The following is a 16454-nucleotide window of genomic DNA, read 5'->3' as shown; positions in this document are numbered from 1 at the left end:
ATCAGAACGGCTCGTTACCCCGCCGGCGAAACCAGCCGGTAAGGGACAGGCGTTCGCGGGTGGCGGGCATGACTTCATGGGGGATCTCCCCCGACAGGAACACCACCAGGCAACCGCCGATGGGCACCACATCGTATTCGACGTCGCCCTTGAGGTACATGCGCAACTGGCCACCATGCTCCGGCAGCCAGGCGTTGTTCAAGTAGATCACCGCCGACACCATGCGCCGGTCGTCATCGCGAAAACGGTCTACATGCTTGAGGTAAAACGCCCCCGGCGGGTACATCGCGAAGTGGCTTTCGAAGTCTTCCAGGCCCAGGAACAGGCCCCGGTTCATCGCCACCCGCAGGCTGTCCATCAATTCGAGGTAGGTGTCGCAGGCAACCACTTCACCCGGCTCCAGCCACTGGATATGGTCACCCCGAATGCCCTCGCGAATCTCCTGGGACGGCCCGCGCCCGACGGCTGCCGGCGCCAATTCACCCTCGGCGGCGCGTTTATGGCACTCAGCCGCCAGTTCGAGGGTCAGAGCCTCGGGCAGGAAGATATTCTGCTGCGACCAGCCTTGTGCGGCCAGGTCATCGACAATGCGTAACAGCAGCGGGTGGTCGGAGGGTATGGGCATGGCGCGCATAGTATCCATACGCCTGTGAATCCGACAGAGCCGCCGAGCGTCTGAATACACTTTAGTCAGGTGACCGATAGGATTTCTCGACAAATCCTACGCCCGACACGGACAATAGTGGCCGACTGACAGGAGTCCCTATGCGTCGTTTGTTTTTTTCCTTGCTGATGCTCTGCGTTTTGCCCGCCTGGGCAGACAGCCATGACCAGTTGTACAAGGTCGCCGGCTGGGCAGACCAGCGCGCGCATTTTAATGACGCCCTCAGTGCTGCCCAGCAACGCTACCGCAACAGCTTGCCGCCGGCGGTGTATCAAGCGCTGGTGGACAACAGCAATAAACGCTTTGCGCCTCAGTCGGTAGACCAGCGCGCCGAAGCACAGCTTCGCAAGAATCTGGCGGACCCAAAGCCGGCGCTGGCCTTCTTCCAATCGCCCCTTGGCCGCAAGATTGTCGCCGCCGAGTTGCTGGCCACGCGCCGGGATCAACTGGCGAAGAATGCCCAGGGCTTGCCCCATATGGAAGCCGACGCCACCCGCAGCCTGATCATCGGCCACCTGGCCCAGGCGCTGCCTGCGCGGGAAGCCGGGGCTGAAGTCAGCCTGGCGATTGCCGGTGTGGCGGCCGACAGCTTGAGCCAGATGATCCCCGGCCTGTTGGGCGGCGGTCAGGCGCAAGGCATGTTGAACGGCCAGCGTGAGCGCTTGATGCAGCAGATTGGCAATGATTTGAACAACACGTTGCTGTACGTCTACCGGGATCTGTCTGACCCGGAACTGGAGGAGTTCGCGACGTTCGCGGAGTCGCCGGATGGCAAGGCGTACTACAAGGCGGCACTGGCGGCGATCCGGGCCGGCCTGGCGGTCGGGCAGAGCACTTCAAGCCTGGCGCAGTAACCCTGTGGGAGCGGGCTTGCTCGCGAAGACGGTGTGCCAGTCACTGGTTATGCTAACTGATCTACCGCCTTCGCGAGCAAGCCCGCTCCCACATTTGGATTGCGTTATTTCAGGTGGTCGGTGAGAAACCTGAAGTATTGCTGTCGAATCTCCGGAATCTCATTCGCCAAATGATGCCTGCCGCGCGGCAGCATCAAAATCTCCGGCTGGTCGAACTTGCTGCGCAGCACCTTCAGGTTGTGCTGCCAGTCCACCGTCATGTCCTCCTCGCCCTGCACGATCACCGGCCGCCGCGTACTGCGTGGCGCTGCTTCAATGCGTTTGATCCAGCGCGCCAAGGCGCCCACCCAGGCGGTCGGCAGTTGCCGGGGCTGCAACGGGTCGGCCTCCAGGAACGGCTTGAACTGCGGGTCGTTGGTGTTATCGCTGAAACGCCGGGCGATGCCTTTGACGAACGGCCTGAGCAGGTAATAACTGAGCTGCGACCAACCCCAGGCACGGGGGCGCACCAGCGGTGACAGCAAAAAGGTCTTGCCCTGGGCCGGGCTGTCGACGCCATGGTTAAGCAGGTGATCCACCACAATCGCGCCGCCGGTGCTTTGCCCGAACAGGTGCCACGGCTGCGGCAATTGCAACGCCTTGGCCTGTTCAAACAGCGCCTGCACCACGTCCTGGTACACCGCAAAGTCATCGATACTGGCCCGCTCGCCGCTGGACAAACCATGGCCCGGCAAGTCGCAGGCGATCACCACAAAGCCCTGGTCCAGCGCCCAATCCACGGCATTGCGGTACAAACCCATGTGGTCGTAGAAGCCATGGAACAGGAACATCGTCGCCACCGGAACGGGCGGCCACCACACCTGGCAGACCACCTCGAACCCATCCACTGCAACCCGCCCCAGGCGACTCACTGCGGGCACTGTGCGGGCGGGCAGGTCCAGGCCGTAGAAGCGCTGGTAGACCCGGGCCTCGGCAGAAAGCGGCTGCGCGTCCACCAGGGGCCGCAAGCTTTCGCGTAGATGATCAGGGTCAAACGTAACGGGCATAAGAACTTCCAGACTGTGGCTTCAACGCGTTGAACAGATGAATATCGAGCCGCGATATTCATCTGTCAGGGCAAGCATGGCAAGCTACGCGTCCTCCGAGGATCGATCCAAATGCGACAGCCCTACCGCACCACCCTCTTCGCCAGCCTGATCGTGATCATTTGCGCCGGGGTGCTATGGGCGGCGTATGACTGGTTTCAGGGACGTTACCTGCGGGCGTTCAGTGAGCATACGGCGGTGTTTTCCGGTGACAGCCTGAGCCTGCCGGCCGAGCTTGCCGGCCCGGGCCCGATCCGCCTGGTGCACTTCTGGGACCCGGCCTGCCCGTGCAATGTCGGCAACCAACAGCACCTCAGCGAGCTGATCGAGCAGTACGCGCCCCAAGGCGTAGAGTTTTATTCCCTGCAAAAGGCCGGCAGCCACGGCCAGCTGCCCGCCACCCTCGGCGCGATGAAGCCCCTCAAAGCCGTGCCAGGCGCCCAACACCTGCCTGCCAGCCCCGCCGTAGGCATCTGGGACCGCAGCGGCAAGCTGGCCTACTTCGGGCCCTACAGCGAAGGGCTGACGTGTAACTCCAGCAACAGTTTTATCGAGCCCATCCTGCAAGCCCTCGGAGTCGGGCGCGAGGTCAATGCGACCCACACCCTGGCGGTAGGCTGTTACTGCGAGTGGAACGCGGCCGCCCCTCCACCCTGAGGCGACGCGCCAAGCTGAACAGACGCTGTTCATTCGGCAAACTCGAATAACTGTATCGGCATGCTCCTGTATCGTGACCAGCTAGTGGGGCGGACGGCGTTTGAGTCGTCGGTGCCAGGCGCACAAGCAGACGACACGGGAACACATGAGCCAATTAACCATCATCCTCTGGATACTCAACGTCATCGTTGATACGTCCGGCCAGTTGGCGTTTAAAGCCGCTGCCTCAGCCAGCGCCGAGCATGACGGCATGGCCCACTGGCGCCATATGCTCAAGCGTCCGTGGATCTGGCTGGGCATCATCTGCTACGTCTTCGAATTCGTGCTGTGGCTGGCTTTCCTGACGCTGGTGCCGTTGTCGGTCGGGGTGATGCTGGGCTCCATCAATATTGTGGTGATCATGATTGCCGGGCGTTTCCTGTTTAAGGAAAGCCTGACCAAATGGCGGTTGATCGGCATCATGCTGATCGCCTGTGGCGTGACCGTCGTGGGGTTTGAGTAATGAAACGGTTTTATATCCTGGGTTTTCTGTCGCTGATCGTTTTCGATACCTTGGCGCAGGTCAGCTTTAAGTTCGCCTCGATTCACGCCGAGCCGCTGACGATGGACGCCGCCTGGCTGATACGCGTGTTCGGCGCGCCGTGGATCTACGGTGCATTTGTTGGCTACATCGGCGCGTTTTTTACCTGGATGACGTTGTTGAAATACGCGCCGGTCGGCCCGGCATTTGCGGCGTCACACCTGGAGCTGATCAGCGTGACGCTGATCTCCGTCTGGCTGTTCAATGACACGTTAACCCTGCCTAAAATCGTCGGTGGTGCGCTGATTATCGCGGGCATCCTGTGCCTGGCGCGTAGCGAAGACAAAGAGAGCAAGACCGTCGAGGCCGAGCCCTCGCAGACGCTGGCGTCATGACCCGCGTTGCCGGCCGGGAGATTCCGCCAACAGCGGGACTTCCCCTGCGCTGGCGGGATTTGTTCAACCTCTCGGGCGACCTGGCCCGCTCGCTGGCCCAGCAACTCGATATCCCGCTGCCGGCCCTGCCCTGTTCCGGCACTGCCGCCCTGATCATGGCGCTGCGAGTGTTGCAGCAACGAAGTCCTGGGCGCACCGAGCTTATCGTCCCGGCTTACACCTGCCCGCTGGTGGCCCTGGCTGCCCATCACTGCCCGCCTCTACGGGTGGTGCCGTGCGATTTACAGCCCGGCAGCATTGACCTGGACGAACAACAGCTGGCGCAGTTGTGCAACGAAAACACCTTGGCGATCGTCGTCACCCACCTGGCCGGGCGTGTGGCGGATGTGGATGCCGCCAAGCGCATTGCCGATCCGCTTGGCGTGGCAATCATCGAAGACGCCGCCCAAGCCATGGGCGCGATGGATGACGGAAAAAGCGTCGGGCTCAAAGGCGATATTGGCTTTTTCAGCATGGCGCTGGGCAAAGGCCTGACGACGGCCGAAGGCGGCGTGTTATTCAGCCGGGACCCGGCGCTGCATCAGGCCTTGCACCAGCAATGCCGCCAGGACTTGCCGTTCAGCCTGCGCTGGGAAGTGCAACGCAGCGCCGAGCTGTGGGGCTATGCCGCGGCGTATCAGCCTCGCGGGCTCAAGTACGTGTACGGCAAGCCGCTGCGGGCGGCGCTGGCGCGGGGCGATGAAGTGGCGGCGGTCGGCGACGATTTTTGCGTCAACGATATTCCGTTGCACCGTCTGGGCAGTTATCGCCAAAAAGTAGGTGCTGCAGCGCTGACACGCCTGCCCGAACATTTGCAGCAAGGGCGCCTGCGGGCGTTGCGCCGCGTGGCGTTGCTCAACGGCTTGCCCGGCGTTTCGGTGTTGACCGACGGCCCAGGCCAGCAAGGCACCTGGCCGTTCCTGATGGTGGTGATGCCCAGCGCCCAAACCCGTGATACCGCCATGGCGCAGCTGTGGACATCGGGCCTGGGCGTCACCCGCCTGTTCATCCACGTATTGCCGGGCTACCCGGCACTCACCCCGCTCTTGCAGCAAGGCGCCGCGACCCCGCACGCGCAATGCTTCGCCGCCCAAACCCTGTCGATCAGCAACAGCCACTGGCTGACGGACGAACTGTTCGAGCAAGTGCTGGATCATCTACGGCGAATTCTTAAACGCTAGCCCAGCTCTGATCGATGCGAGTCAACAAGCGCGCATTCAACTCATTCTGCTGCTGTTGCCAGATGACGACCTGGTTCTCCGGCAGCTCTTCCTGGCCATCCGACGCACTCAGCCAGCGCTTGAACTTGCTCTGGTAGTGGTAGGCAGACACGTCGCCGGTAATGTCCGCGCCAATGATGCTGCCGTGGCATGCATCGATCAGCTGATTCAAATGCGTCTCCAGAAACTCGCCCTGGTCCCAGTTGGTATTCACCACCTGCGGGCTCAGCACGTCTTTGTCGATGGAGAGATACACCGGCAACGACCGGTCGAGCTGCGCCAGGAACGCGCTCATCAGCTCGTCCGCGTTGGCGAATGCACGATTGCTGCGGCCTGCGCCGATCCACTTCAACCAGCGGGTATCGACGTTGGTGTTCCAGTAGGTCAGCTTGCGTTTCACCAACGGCGACCAGTGATTCTCCCAGGCGTGCTTGAGGGAAATGTCCGGCGAGCCGATGCCCAGCACATGCACATGCTCGACCTGCGGCAAACGGCTGGCCCAGTAGACCCAGGACCCACAATGAATACCAAACGGATAGCGCATGTTGTCCGGGTGGTTATCGCAGATGATCAGTTGGATTTTTTGCTGGGTGGGGAGGCGATTCAACAACAACTGGCTGAGATGGTGATAGTCGCCGCTGCCGGTGAACACACAGCCGTAGTCACTGGGCATCTGTGTTTGCAGCGCACGTTCCAGCTCCTTGAACTGGGCCCAGCGGCAACCGAACCGAATCTTCTCCTGCCAGGCTTGCAGCGGCAGGGTAATGGCGCCGGGAATGTTATTCACGGCCCCGTCAAAATCGAGGATCAATGCGGGACGGGCCTGGCTCATGCGGTTTGCTCCTGCTGCCACTGCATATCGCTTTCAAAATGGTGCCGGAAACGGTTCATCACTTTGCGCAGCAGCGGGTTTCTCACCCAGACCAGATGGCGGGTAAACGTGAACTTGGCGCCGAGGCTGGACTTGACCTGTGGGTCGGTCCACCCCGCGACATAAAACTGCAGGCCCTTTTCCAGGGCGAACTCCAGGTTCACAAACCAGCTGACGAAGTACAGGTTGTGCTCCAGTGCCAGTGGGTAGTTCAGGCCGATGTACTTGTCGAGCAACTTGCCGTCTTGCTGATAGCACAGGTTATAGCCAACCAGCTCGTCCTCGTCCCAGTAGCAGAACACATGCCCGCCGCTGTCGGCATCGGTGAGCAACTGGATGAAGAACTCGGGCGTGAGCAAGTCGAAGTGGATCTCGCTCTGTGCGTACACCGCCTTGTACAGCCGATACAGTTCCTGCTGCCATTGCTCATCGCTGAAGCGGGCATCGCCGGTGTCCAGGATCTCGATGCGCAGTTCATCACGGCTGCGTAGCTTGCGGCGGATATTGCGGCGACGGCTGTGGGACAGCCGCGACAGGTACTCGTCCGTCGAGCTGAAGTCGATCGGCACATAGGCCAGCGCCTGGCCCTCCACACTGATGAATCCGCGCTGGGTGCAGGCCTCAATCAACGCGTGTGCGTAGCGATTGTCCTCGACGCTGAGCAGCGGAGAATCCAGCGGCACATCTTTGACGATGGTGAGTTTGCGTTGCGGCGCACATTCCTGTTGCAGCCATTGCGCCATGTCCTGTGGCGGTACGCTCAGCGGAAACGGCGAATACTCGCTGACCGTGGTGCCGACAAAACAGGTGTCGACTTGCAGCCACGACTGCCACAAACGGTACCCCGGCCAACTGCGCAGGCGGGCACGCAGCTCATCGTCGGCGGTGGTTTGCAGGTCGAACCGGGTGAAAAAGTACGGCAGTCCCTGTGCTGACAGCTGGGCGTTGAAGCCCACCGGCGGGTATCGCAAAAAGTGGCTGATCAGCGATGGCGTTTCCATGCAGCAGGCATAAGGCACCTGTGCACGGCTGGGATCTGTCATAAATTGCATTCCGAAAGTGATAGCAAAGGCGCGCCCGGATGACGGGGTGAATCATCGCGCCGCTGGTGTCATGTAACAGAGTAAACATAATACTCCGCCCACCCGCGGCCCACTTCAGAACCCCGACTTCATGCAGCTCAGGTTCAGGGAGCACGAACCCGAGAGCATTTTCCGCAGCGCTCGCCAAACCCACTAAACTGCCCGAATCTTCACGGCGACCGACTAATAAGGGACACCCCATGAAACGCATCCTGACCGCGCTGGCCATCCTGCTCGTAGCCCTTATGGTTGGCGCCGGCTGGTACGTGTACAGCAAGCAGCCGACCCGCCAGGGCACGGTGGAGCTGGCCCACCTGCAAGGCTCGGTCACCGTGCGCTACGACGACCGAGGCGTGCCGCATATCCGCGCCGAAAATGAGGCCGACCTGTACCGCGCCCTCGGCTACGTGCATGCCCAGGACCGGTTGTTCCAGATGGAGATCATGCGGCGCCTGTCCCGTGGCGAGCTCGCCGAGGTGCTGGGGCCGAAGTTGCTGGAAACCGACAAACTGTTCCGCAGCCTGCGCATTCGCGAGCGGGCCTTGAGCTACGTCGAACACATGGACCATGAGTCTGCGTCCTGGAAGGCCCTGCAAGCCTACCTGGACGGGGTCAACCAGTATCAGGACAGCCACGCCAAACCCATGGAGTTCGACGTACTGGGCATCCCCAAGCGTCCGTTCACCGCCGAAGACACCATCAGCGTCGCCGGCTACCTGGCCTACAGCTTTGCCGCCGCCTTTCGTACCGAACCGTTGCTGACCTATGTACGCGATCAGTTGGGCAACGATTACCTGAAGGTCTTCGACCTCGATTGGCAGCCCAAGGGCGCACTGAACCTGGCTGCCGGTGACTGGAAAGACCTCGGCGCCATCGCCCAGTTGAGCGAACAAGCCCTGGCCGAAAACGGCCTGCCGCAGTTCGAAGGCAGCAACGCCTGGGCCATCAGCGGCAGCCGCACCAAGAGCGGCAAACCGTTGCTGGCGGGCGACCCGCATATCCGCTTCTCGGTGCCATCGGTGTGGTACGAGGCGCAGCTGTCAGCGCCGGGTTTCGAGCTTTACGGTTATCACAACGCGCTGGTGCCGGTGGCGTTCCTGGGCCACAACAAGGATTTCGGCTGGAGCCTGACCATGTTCCAGAACGATGACCTCGACCTGATCGCCGAAAAGGTCAACCCGGACAACCCCAACCAGGTCTGGTACCACGACAACTGGGTGGACATGACCAGCAGCGAGCAACAGATCGCGGTCAAGGGCCAGGACCCGGTGACCATGACCCTGCGCACCTCGCCCCACGGCCCGATCATCAATGACGTGCTCGGCGAAAACGCCGGCAAGACGCCGATTGCCATGTGGTGGGCGTTCCTCAACACCGAGAACCCGATCCTCGACGGTTTCTACCAGCTCAACCGTGCCGACACGCTGGCCAAGGCCCGTGCGGCGGCGGCCAAGGTCCAGGCGCCTGGCTTGAATATCGTGTGGGCCAATGCCAAGGGCGATATCGGCTGGTGGGCAGCGGCGCAATTGCCGATCCGCCCGGCCGGGGTCAACCCGGGCTTTATCCTCGACGGCAGCACCGCCCAGGCGGACAAGCTCGGCTTCTACCCGTTCAGCGCCAACCCCCAGGAAGAAAATCCGGCGCGCGGTTACGTGGTGTCTGCCAACGCCCAGCCGGCATCCCCCACCGGCATGCCGATTCCCGGTTATTACAACCTGGCGGACCGTGGCCAGCAGTTGAATGCCCAGTTGAGCGACAACAGCGTGAAATGGGATGTGGACAACAGCCAGGCCTTGCAGCTCGGCACCACCACCGCCTACGGCCCACGGCTGCTGGCACCGCTGCTGCCGGTGCTGCGTGAGGTGGTCAAGGACCCGGCGCAGTTGAAACTGGTGGAGCAATTGGCAACGTGGAAAGGCGATTACCCGCTGGACTCCACCAGTGCCACGCTGTTCAACCAGTTCCTGTTCAACCTCACCGACGCCGCGTTCCACCCAAAGCTGGGCGATGCGATGTTCAAGACCTTGCTCACCACCCGAGTGGTGGATGCGGCCTTACCGCGCCTGACCGCTTCAGCGGATTCGCCTTGGTGGGATGGCCACCGCGCCGAGACCGTCAAGCTCGCGTGGGACAATAGCCTGCAACACCTCAAGGCGACCTTCGGCGACGACCCGTCGCAGTGGCAATGGGGCAAGGCCCACACCCTGACCCACGGCCATCCGCTGGGCTCGCAGAAGCCGTTGGACAAGATCGTCAACGTCGGCCCGTTTGCCGCTCCCGGTACTCATGAAGTGCCTAACAACCAATCCGCACAGATCGGCCCGGCGCCATGGCCGGTGACGTATGGTCCATCGACCCGGCGCCTGATCGACTTCGCCGATGCGGCGCATGCGCTGACCATCAACCCGGTCGGGCAGAGTGGCGTGCCGTTCGACAAGCACTACTCCGACCAGGCGGAAACCTATATCGAAGGCGGGTATGAGCAGGCGCACTTCAATGATGAGGAAGTGACGGCGAATACCCGTAGTACGCTCAAGCTGTTGCCGGCCCGCACACCGCAATAACTGAAGAAACAGAAGACCCAATGTGGGAGCGGGCTTGCTCGCGAATGCGGTGGATCAGTCAATACATCTGGTGACTGACACTCCGCTTTCGCGAGCAAGCCCGCTCCCACATTTTGATCTGCGTTGTTGCGTCTACCGTGCTCGCAGCCGCCCCGGCGCTTCACCGTAGGTCTCCTTGAATTTCTTGCTGAACGCCGCCTGAGACTGATACCCCACCTGGGCGGCAATATCCGTCAGGCTCAGCCGCGACTGCTGCAGCAGGTTGAACGCCAGCTCCATGCGCAACTGCGTCAGCAACACCCACGGCGACACGCCGGCCACTTTGACAAACCCACGCATGAAGGTCGCCCGGGACATCGACGCGGCGCTGGCCAGGCTGTCGATGGTCCACTCATGCCCGGGGTCCGCCAGCATCGCCTGCCAGGCCTTGCCCAGGCGTTTGTCGGTCAACAAGGCAAAGGTGCCCGCCACCGGCGCTTGCTGCGTCAGCCACGCCCGCAGGATCAAGGTGAACAACGCCGACGACAGTGCATCGATAAAGAAGCGCGCCCCCAATCGCTGCCCGTCCGCCTCGCTGCGCAGCAAGGCAATCAGCGCAGCCAGTTGCCCATCGGCCTGCCACTGCCGACTCGACACCACCAGATAGTCCGGCAACGCACTGAACAACAACGACTGACGGTTATAGCGAAAGCTGCCGCAAAGCATGTCCACGTCCGGCTGCTCACTGCCCAGGCGATGGATCGGCAACAGGCCGCCCTCGATCACGGTCTGCGCCACCGGCTTCACCCGCACGCCCTGGCTGCGCACCAGGTGCGTCGCGCCACCGGGCATCAACAGGATATCGCCCTCCTCCAGCGTCACCTGCTGCCCACCGGACAATTCGGCGCGGCAGGTGCCCGCCAGCACAATGTGATACGGCGCCACGCCCAGCGGCTCGGGCTCGTGGTCCATGGCCCAGGCGCCCTGGAACTGGCAACGCAAGTCCAGGCTGCCCCGCAGGTTAGCCAACGCAATCAAGGTGTCGATGGAGTTCATTTGCGAGCATCGGTCAAAAAGATGAGCGGATTGAACAATACCGCCAAACCGGAACGGCCCAGACTGGATTCACACCCAACCTGTTCAGGAGTTAACGCGATGTTCAATAACTGGTCCGACTTGCTGCCTACCGTGAAGAAAGCCTTTGGCGCACTGGGCAAGAGCAACCCGAAGATGGTCAAAGCCTACATGGCGCTGGGGGAAGCTGCCGAGGAAAACAACGTCCTGGATGCCAAGACCCGTGAGCTGATTTCCATCGCCGTGGCCATCACCACGCGCTGCGACGGTTGCATCGGCGTGCATGCCGACGCGGCGATCAAGGCCGGCGCTACCCGCGAAGAAGTGGCCGCGACCCTGGCCACGGCGATTTCGCTGAATGCCGGCGCGGCGTATATCTACTCGCTGCGTGCCCTGGAAGCCTACGACACGCTCAAACCGGCGCCGCAAAGTTAAGCCGGAATTGTTGCGGCGTCACGCCCAGCCGGCGGTTGAACACACTGCGCATGTGCTGGGCGTCGCGAAAGCCGCATTGATAGGCCACGGTCTTGAGCGGTGCGTGGGTGCTTTCCAGCATCACCCGCGCCGCGTCCACCCGCGCCCGCTCGACAAACTCGGCCGGGGTGATCTGCGCTTCCCGGGCGAATACCCGCGAGAAGTTGCGCGCGCTCATGTTGGCGGCCTTGGCCAGGTCAGCGATGGTCAGGTCGCCTGTCAGGTTGGCCAATACATACAGCTGCACCAATGCCACCGCAGAGGTGGCTTCCGCGTGGGGTGTAAGGAACGGGCTGAACTGCGACTGCCCGCCTGAACGCTGGGTGAACACTACCAGACGCTTGGCCACGCTGAGGGCGACTTCCGGGCCGTGGTCCTGGGCCAGCAGGTACAGCGACAGGTCGATGCCCGCCGTCACCCCGGCCGAGGTGTAGAGGTTGCCGTCTTGCACATAGAGGCGGTCGGCGTCGACCTGGGCCGATGGGCACAAACTGGCCAGACCGGCCGCGTCGCCCCAGTGGGTGGTGACGGTGCGCCCGTCCAGCAGACCGGCACGGGCGAGCATGAAGGCGCCGTTGCAGATGGAGCCGAAACGTTTGGCTCGCGCGCTGGCATCACGCAGCCATTGATTGAACGCCGAGCCGAAATCCTCGAACGGCAACTGCGGCCCGCCGGCCATCAATAGCAAATCGTAGGGCTCGATGGCTTCGCTGAAATGCCGGTGCGCCTGCAACGACAAGCCGTTGGAACAGGCCATGTTGCCGTGGCTCAGGCCAATCACTTCCAACTGGTAATGCTCCTCGGGCGGCAGAAAACGGTTGGCCTCGCAGAACACATCCAGGGGGCCGGTCACGTCCAGTGACTGGACGCCGGGGAAGATCAGGATGGCGACGGTTTTGCCCATGGATAAACACACCTTTTTTCAACTGAATAAATGCAACCCCTGTGGGAGCGGGCTTGCTCGCGAAAGCGGTGGATCAGTCGACAAATCCAATGACTGACACTCCGCTTTCGCGAGCAAGTCGAATCGTCGCACCGCCGCTCCCACATTTGATCTTCACAGGTTTCAAGAGACTAGTCCGCTTGGCACGATATCGCGGCACATTGGCCGGGATCACTCCCTCACCACGGTAGCCCCCTCGCGAGCGCACGACCAGACTGGACTCATCGGCGCCAACCCGGCGCTTTCTTGAGGATAACGACCATGAGCACCACCATCGCCGGCATCAAGATCCCGGACAGCGCCCTGGCCAAGGCCACCACTGAATACATCCGCGACATCGAATCCGACCTACTCTACCACCACTCTCGCCGGGTGTTCCTGTTCGGCGCCTTGAGCGGTGAGCGCCAGCAGCTGGCCTATAACCCGGAGCTGCTGTACGTCGGCGCGATGTTCCACGACCTGGGCCTGGTGGAAGGTCACCGCAGTGATGACGAGCGCTTTGAAGTGGACGGCGCCAACGCGGCAGCGGCTTTCCTCAAGCCTTACGGGCTGAGCGATGACGACATCGAGCAGGTGTGGTTGTCGATTGCCCTGCACACCACGCCGGGCGTGCCCAAACATTTACGTCCGACTGTGGCGCTGGTGACGGCGGGCGTCGAAATGGATGTGTTGGGGATGGAGTACGCGGCGTTTACCAGCGTGCAGCGCGAAGCAGTGGTGCATGCGCATCCACGAGGTGAAGGGTTCAAGGAGTGCATCATCTGCGCGTTTGCCGATGGCCTGCGCCATCGTCCGCAGACCACGTTCGGCAACGTGAAGACCGATGTGTTGGTGGATCAGGAGCCGGGGTTCAAGCCGATGAACTTTGTCGAGGTGATTCGCAAGTCGCCTTGGAACGCATAGCTGACTTGAAATGCAATCAACTGTGGGAGCGGGCTTGCTCGCGAAGGCAGTGGATCAGTCAATACATCCAGCGACTGACACTGCGCTTTCGCGAGCAAGCCCGCTCCCACATTTTTGATCCGGTTTCTTCAGATAGACCTGATTAGACCGGTGCCGGTGCCCGACGCGAATCCGCCGGCTTCTCCCAGCCATCCGCAGCCGCTTCTTCAATCGCCTGCTGGATCGCTTTCTTGCGCATCTCTTCCGCACGACGGCTGAAGAACCACACCAGGAACGTCACGATCGACACCGCCAGCAGAATCAAACTGGCCACGGCGTTGATCTCGGGTTTAACCCCCAGTCGCACCGCCGAGAACACTTCCATCGGCAACGTGGTCGAACCCGGCCCCGACACAAAGCTGGCCAGTACCAGGTCATCCAGCGACAGCGCGAACGACATCATGCCGCCCGCCGCCAACGACGGCGCGATCATCGGGATGGTGATCAGGAAGAACACCTTCCACGGCCGCGCACCCAGGTCCATCGCCGCCTCTTCAATCGACAGGTCCAGCTCACGCAAGCGCGCCGACACCACCACCGCCACATACGCCGAACAGAACGTGGTGTGGGCGATCCAGATGGTCACCAGGCCGCGTTCCTGAGGCCAACCGATCATCTGCGCCATGGCCACGAACAGCAGCAACAGCGACAGACCGGTGATCACTTCCGGCATCACCAGCGGTGCCGTCACCAGGCCGCCAAACAGCGTGCGGCCCTTGAACTGGCTGATACGCGTCAGCACGAACGCCGCCAAGGTGCCGAGCGCCACCGCGGCAATCGCGGTGTAGCAGGCGATTTCCAGGGAGCGACCGACCGAGCCCATCAACTGGGTGTTGTCCAACAGGCCGACGTACCACTTCACCGACCAACCGCCCCACACCGTCACCAGTTTGGATTCGTTGAACGAGTAGATCACCAGGATCAGCATCGGCAGGTAGATGAACAGCAACCCCGCCACCAGCATGAAGCTTGAGAAACTGACGCGCTTCATATCTTGCCCTCCATCTCTTTGGCTTGGCTGCGGTTGAACAGAATGATCGGCACGATCAGGATCGCCAGCATCACGACCGCCAAGGCAGACGCCACCGGCCAGTCACGGTTGTTGAAGAACTCTTGCCACAACACTTTACCGATCATCAGGGTTTCCGGGCCGCCCAGCAGTTCCGGGATCACGAACTCGCCCACCACCGGGATAAACACCAGCATGCAGCCGGCGATGATGCCGTTCTTGGACAGCGGCACGGTGATTTTCCAGAAGCTGTTGAAAGTGCTCGAACCCAGGTCCGATGCGGCTTCCAACAGGCTCTGGTCATGCTTCACCAGGTTGGCGTACAGCGGCAGGATCATGAACGGCAGGTACGAATAGACCACGCCGATATACACCGCGATGTTGGTGTTGAGGATCTGCAGCGGTTCGTTGATCAGCCCGATGGACATCAGGAAGCCGTTGAGCAAACCGTTGTTGCTGAGGATGCCCATCCACGCATAGACGCGGATCAGGATCGCCGTCCAGGTCGGCATCATGATCAGCAGCACCAGTACGGTCTGGATTTCCTTGCGCGCGCTGGCAATGGCGTAGGCCATCGGGTAGCCGATCAGCAGGCAGAGGATGGTGCTGAAAAACGCCATCTTCAGCGAGCCCAGGTACGCGGCGATGTACAACTCATCGTCGCCGAGCATCGCGTAGTTGCCCAGGTTGAGCACCAATTGCAGCTTTTGCTCAACGAAGGTGTAGATCTCGGTGTAAGGCGGGATCGCCACGTCGGCTTCGGCAAAGCTGATCTTCAAGACGATGAAGAACGGCAGCGCGAAAAACAGGAACAGCCAGAGGAAAGGGATCCCGATGACCACATGCCGGCCACCGGGGGTTATTCGTTGCAGCTGGCGTTTGAACTTCTTCATGTTCATGAGCGAAGTACCACGCCGCTGTCGTCTTCCCACCACACGTACACCTGGTCGCCCCAGGTTGGGCGCTGGCCACGGCGCTCGGCGTTGGCCACGAAGGATTGCACCAGCTTGCCGCTCGGCAATTCGACGTAGAACACCGAGTGGCCGCCGAGGTAGGCGATGTCGTGCACCTTGCCGCTGGACCAGTTGTGCTCGCAGGTCGGCATTTCGCTGGTCACCAGCAGCTTTTCAGGGCGGATGGCGTAGGTCACCGACTTGTCTTCCACCGAGGTGGCGATGCCGTGGCCGACATAGATGTTGCGGTCCAGGTCCGGGCACTTGAGTACCGCATGGCCTTCGGCGTCGTCCACCACCTGGGTTTCGAAGATGTTGACGTTGCCGATGAATTCGCACACCAGGCGGCTGGTGGGTGTTTCATAGATGTCGATCGGGCTGCCGATCTGGGCAATCCAGCCCAGGTGCATGATCGCGATGCGCTCGGCCATGGTCATGGCCTCTTCCTGGTCGTGGGTCACCATCACGCAGGTCACGCCTACGCGCTCGATGATCTCAACCAGTTCCAGCTGCATCTGCGAACGCAGCTTCTTGTCCAGTGCGCCCATCGGCTCATCGAGCAGCAGCAGTTTCGGACGCTTGGCCAGGGAACGCGCCAGTGCCACCCGCTGGCGTTGACCGCCAGACAGTTGGTGCGGCTTGCGCTTGGCGTACTGGCTCATCTGCACCAGCTTGAGCATCTCGGCCACGCGGGCGTCGACTTCCGACTTGGGAATCTTGTCCTGCTGCAGGCCAAACGCGATGTTCTGGGCCACGGTCATGTGGGGGAACAAGGCGTAGGACTGGAACATCATGTTGATCGGCCGCTCGTACGGCGGCATGTCGGTGATGTCCACACCGTCGAGGTAAATGCGTCCTTCCGTTGGGCGCTCGAAGCCTGCAAGCATGCGCAGCAAGGTGGATTTGCCCGAACCCGATCCGCCGAGCAAGGCGAAGATTTCGCCTTTCTTGATTTCCAGGGACACATCGTCCACGGCAATCGTCTCGTCGAATTTCTTCGTGACCCGGTCGATTTTGACCAGCACCTTTTTAGGTGTCTGGTCGCCCTCGAGGGCTTTCTTATAGGCGCCGGAGGCAACTGCCATTTACGAAACTCCCAGAAAAAAAGAGTGCAGCTCGCCCAACACAG

At 61.6% G+C, this 16454-nt stretch carries 17 protein-coding genes; 8 read left to right on the top strand and 9 right to left on the bottom strand.

The genetic code is table 11. The features are described 5' to 3' along the window. Nucleotide 1 precedes the first annotated feature (1 nt). Nucleotides 2-634 (bottom strand): 2OG-Fe(II) oxygenase, encoded by a 633-nt coding sequence (locus SNL23_RS29210; protein WP_076013039.1) that lies wholly within the window; start codon nt 632-634, stop codon nt 2-4. Between the two features lie 131 nt (nt 635-765). Between SNL23_RS29210 and SNL23_RS29205 the strand changes: the two genes are divergently transcribed. Continuing rightward, on the top strand, nt 766-1518 hold the full coding sequence (locus SNL23_RS29205; protein WP_076013040.1) for a DUF2059 domain-containing protein: 753 nt from the start codon (nt 766-768) through the stop codon (nt 1516-1518). A 104-nt stretch (nt 1519-1622) separates the two neighbouring features. Here the strand turns inward: SNL23_RS29205 and SNL23_RS29200 are convergent, their stop codons facing one another. Continuing rightward, the gene (locus SNL23_RS29200) at nt 1623-2564 is read right to left on the bottom strand and encodes an alpha/beta hydrolase (RefSeq protein WP_318304464.1); all 942 of its coding nucleotides are present in this window, start codon (nt 2562-2564) and stop codon (nt 1623-1625) included. 111 nt (nt 2565-2675) lie between these two features. Between SNL23_RS29200 and SNL23_RS29195 the strand changes: the two genes are divergently transcribed. From SNL23_RS29195 to SNL23_RS29180, 4 genes are all read left to right on the top strand, one after another. Next, the gene (locus tag SNL23_RS29195) at nt 2676-3260 is read left to right on the top strand and encodes a DUF6436 domain-containing protein (protein WP_318304463.1); all 585 of its coding nucleotides are present in this window, start codon (nt 2676-2678) and stop codon (nt 3258-3260) included. Between the two features lie 145 nt (nt 3261-3405). Next, the gene (locus SNL23_RS29190; RefSeq protein ID WP_076013043.1) at nt 3406-3762 is read left to right on the top strand and encodes an EamA family transporter; all 357 of its coding nucleotides are present in this window, start codon (nt 3406-3408) and stop codon (nt 3760-3762) included. Continuing rightward, nucleotides 3762-4175, top strand: a complete 414-nt coding sequence (locus SNL23_RS29185) for a DMT family transporter (protein WP_076013044.1) — start codon at nt 3762-3764, stop codon at nt 4173-4175. The genes SNL23_RS29190 and SNL23_RS29185 overlap by 1 nt, the downstream gene beginning before the upstream one ends. Further along, the gene (locus SNL23_RS29180; protein ID WP_318304461.1) at nt 4172-5395 is read left to right on the top strand and encodes a DegT/DnrJ/EryC1/StrS family aminotransferase; all 1224 of its coding nucleotides are present in this window, start codon (nt 4172-4174) and stop codon (nt 5393-5395) included. Before SNL23_RS29185 ends, SNL23_RS29180 begins: the two co-directional genes overlap by 4 nt. Here the strand turns inward: SNL23_RS29180 and SNL23_RS29175 are convergent. Together SNL23_RS29175 and SNL23_RS29170 are read right to left on the bottom strand one after the other, a co-directional pair. Further along, on the bottom strand, nt 5385-6266 hold the full coding sequence (locus tag SNL23_RS29175) for a hypothetical protein (protein WP_318304460.1): 882 nt from the start codon (nt 6264-6266) through the stop codon (nt 5385-5387). The genes SNL23_RS29180 and SNL23_RS29175 overlap by 11 nt on opposite strands. Next, nucleotides 6263-7348, bottom strand: a complete 1086-nt coding sequence (locus tag SNL23_RS29170; protein ID WP_318304458.1) for a GNAT family N-acetyltransferase — start codon at nt 7346-7348, stop codon at nt 6263-6265. The genes SNL23_RS29175 and SNL23_RS29170 overlap by 4 nt, the downstream gene beginning before the upstream one ends. A gap of 239 nt (nt 7349-7587) precedes the next feature. Between SNL23_RS29170 and SNL23_RS29165 the strand changes: the two genes are divergently transcribed. Beyond that, nucleotides 7588-9951, top strand: a complete 2364-nt coding sequence (locus SNL23_RS29165; protein ID WP_318304456.1) for a penicillin acylase family protein — start codon at nt 7588-7590, stop codon at nt 9949-9951. A 132-nt stretch (nt 9952-10083) separates the two neighbouring features. Here the strand turns inward: SNL23_RS29165 and SNL23_RS29160 are convergent, their stop codons facing one another. Further along, the gene (locus SNL23_RS29160; RefSeq protein ID WP_318304453.1) at nt 10084-10986 is read right to left on the bottom strand and encodes an AraC family transcriptional regulator; all 903 of its coding nucleotides are present in this window, start codon (nt 10984-10986) and stop codon (nt 10084-10086) included. Between the two features lie 99 nt (nt 10987-11085). Here SNL23_RS29160 and SNL23_RS29155 point away from each other — a divergent pair, with 99 nt between their 5' ends. Continuing rightward, the gene (locus SNL23_RS29155) at nt 11086-11439 is read left to right on the top strand and encodes a carboxymuconolactone decarboxylase family protein (protein ID WP_016973032.1); all 354 of its coding nucleotides are present in this window, start codon (nt 11086-11088) and stop codon (nt 11437-11439) included. Here the strand turns inward: SNL23_RS29155 and SNL23_RS29150 are convergent. Next, a complete protein-coding gene (locus tag SNL23_RS29150; RefSeq protein ID WP_318304451.1) occupies nt 11417-12382 on the bottom strand; it encodes a GlxA family transcriptional regulator in 966 nt (321 codons plus the stop codon). The two genes, SNL23_RS29155 and SNL23_RS29150, sit on opposite strands and share 23 nt — an antisense overlap. Before the next feature lie 300 nt (nt 12383-12682). Between SNL23_RS29150 and SNL23_RS29145 the strand changes: the two genes are divergently transcribed. After that, on the top strand, nt 12683-13324 hold the full coding sequence (locus tag SNL23_RS29145) for an HD domain-containing protein (protein ID WP_318304450.1): 642 nt from the start codon (nt 12683-12685) through the stop codon (nt 13322-13324). 142 nt (nt 13325-13466) lie between these two features. Here the strand turns inward: SNL23_RS29145 and SNL23_RS29140 are convergent, their stop codons facing one another. From SNL23_RS29140 to SNL23_RS29130, 3 genes are read right to left on the bottom strand one after another with little or no spacing between them, the layout of a single operon-like run. Then, on the bottom strand, nt 13467-14354 hold the full coding sequence (locus tag SNL23_RS29140) for an ABC transporter permease subunit (RefSeq protein WP_167664054.1): 888 nt from the start codon (nt 14352-14354) through the stop codon (nt 13467-13469). Then, on the bottom strand, nt 14351-15271 hold the full coding sequence (locus SNL23_RS29135) for an ABC transporter permease subunit (protein ID WP_076013052.1): 921 nt from the start codon (nt 15269-15271) through the stop codon (nt 14351-14353). Before SNL23_RS29135 ends, SNL23_RS29140 begins: the two co-directional genes overlap by 4 nt. Beyond that, the gene (locus SNL23_RS29130; RefSeq protein WP_076013053.1) at nt 15268-16410 is read right to left on the bottom strand and encodes an ABC transporter ATP-binding protein; all 1143 of its coding nucleotides are present in this window, start codon (nt 16408-16410) and stop codon (nt 15268-15270) included. The genes SNL23_RS29135 and SNL23_RS29130 overlap by 4 nt, the downstream gene beginning before the upstream one ends. Nucleotides 16411-16454: the final 44 nt, after the last annotated feature.

It is taken from the genome of Pseudomonas sp. SED1 (assembly GCF_034044025.1).
In the GTDB taxonomy this organism is placed as follows: domain Bacteria; phylum Pseudomonadota; class Gammaproteobacteria; order Pseudomonadales; family Pseudomonadaceae; genus Aquipseudomonas.
The sequence above is the reverse complement of the archived record's forward strand: the minus strand, read 5'-3'. Positions and strand labels throughout refer to the sequence as shown.

Excerpts from the sequence above, each read along its gene's own strand:
- SNL23_RS29130 (WP_076013053.1), bottom strand. The coding sequence starts at position 16,410 with ATGGCAGTTGCCTCCGGCGCCTATAAGAAAGCCCTCGAGGGCGACCAG.
- SNL23_RS29175 (WP_318304460.1), bottom strand. The coding sequence starts at position 6,266 with ATGAGCCAGGCCCGTCCCGCATTGATCCTCGATTTTGACGGGGCCGTG.
- SNL23_RS29135 (WP_076013052.1), bottom strand. The coding sequence starts at position 15,271 with ATGAACATGAAGAAGTTCAAACGCCAGCTGCAACGAATAACCCCCGGT.
- SNL23_RS29150 (WP_318304451.1), bottom strand. The coding sequence starts at position 12,382 with ATGGGCAAAACCGTCGCCATCCTGATCTTCCCCGGCGTCCAGTCACTG.
- SNL23_RS29160 (WP_318304453.1), bottom strand. The coding sequence starts at position 10,986 with ATGAACTCCATCGACACCTTGATTGCGTTGGCTAACCTGCGGGGCAGC.
- SNL23_RS29185 (WP_076013044.1), top strand. The coding sequence starts at position 3,762 with ATGAAACGGTTTTATATCCTGGGTTTTCTGTCGCTGATCGTTTTCGAT.
- SNL23_RS29165 (WP_318304456.1), top strand. The coding sequence starts at position 7,588 with ATGAAACGCATCCTGACCGCGCTGGCCATCCTGCTCGTAGCCCTTATG.
- SNL23_RS29170 (WP_318304458.1), bottom strand. The coding sequence starts at position 7,348 with ATGACAGATCCCAGCCGTGCACAGGTGCCTTATGCCTGCTGCATGGAA.
- SNL23_RS29140 (WP_167664054.1), bottom strand. The coding sequence starts at position 14,354 with ATGAAGCGCGTCAGTTTCTCAAGCTTCATGCTGGTGGCGGGGTTGCTG.
- SNL23_RS29145 (WP_318304450.1), top strand. The coding sequence starts at position 12,683 with ATGAGCACCACCATCGCCGGCATCAAGATCCCGGACAGCGCCCTGGCC.
- SNL23_RS29190 (WP_076013043.1), top strand. The coding sequence starts at position 3,406 with ATGAGCCAATTAACCATCATCCTCTGGATACTCAACGTCATCGTTGAT.
- SNL23_RS29205 (WP_076013040.1), top strand. The coding sequence starts at position 766 with ATGCGTCGTTTGTTTTTTTCCTTGCTGATGCTCTGCGTTTTGCCCGCC.
- SNL23_RS29210 (WP_076013039.1), bottom strand. The coding sequence starts at position 634 with ATGCGCGCCATGCCCATACCCTCCGACCACCCGCTGCTGTTACGCATT.
- SNL23_RS29180 (WP_318304461.1), top strand. The coding sequence starts at position 4,172 with ATGACCCGCGTTGCCGGCCGGGAGATTCCGCCAACAGCGGGACTTCCC.
- SNL23_RS29200 (WP_318304464.1), bottom strand. The coding sequence starts at position 2,564 with ATGCCCGTTACGTTTGACCCTGATCATCTACGCGAAAGCTTGCGGCCC.
- SNL23_RS29155 (WP_016973032.1), top strand. The coding sequence starts at position 11,086 with ATGTTCAATAACTGGTCCGACTTGCTGCCTACCGTGAAGAAAGCCTTT.
- SNL23_RS29195 (WP_318304463.1), top strand. The coding sequence starts at position 2,676 with ATGCGACAGCCCTACCGCACCACCCTCTTCGCCAGCCTGATCGTGATC.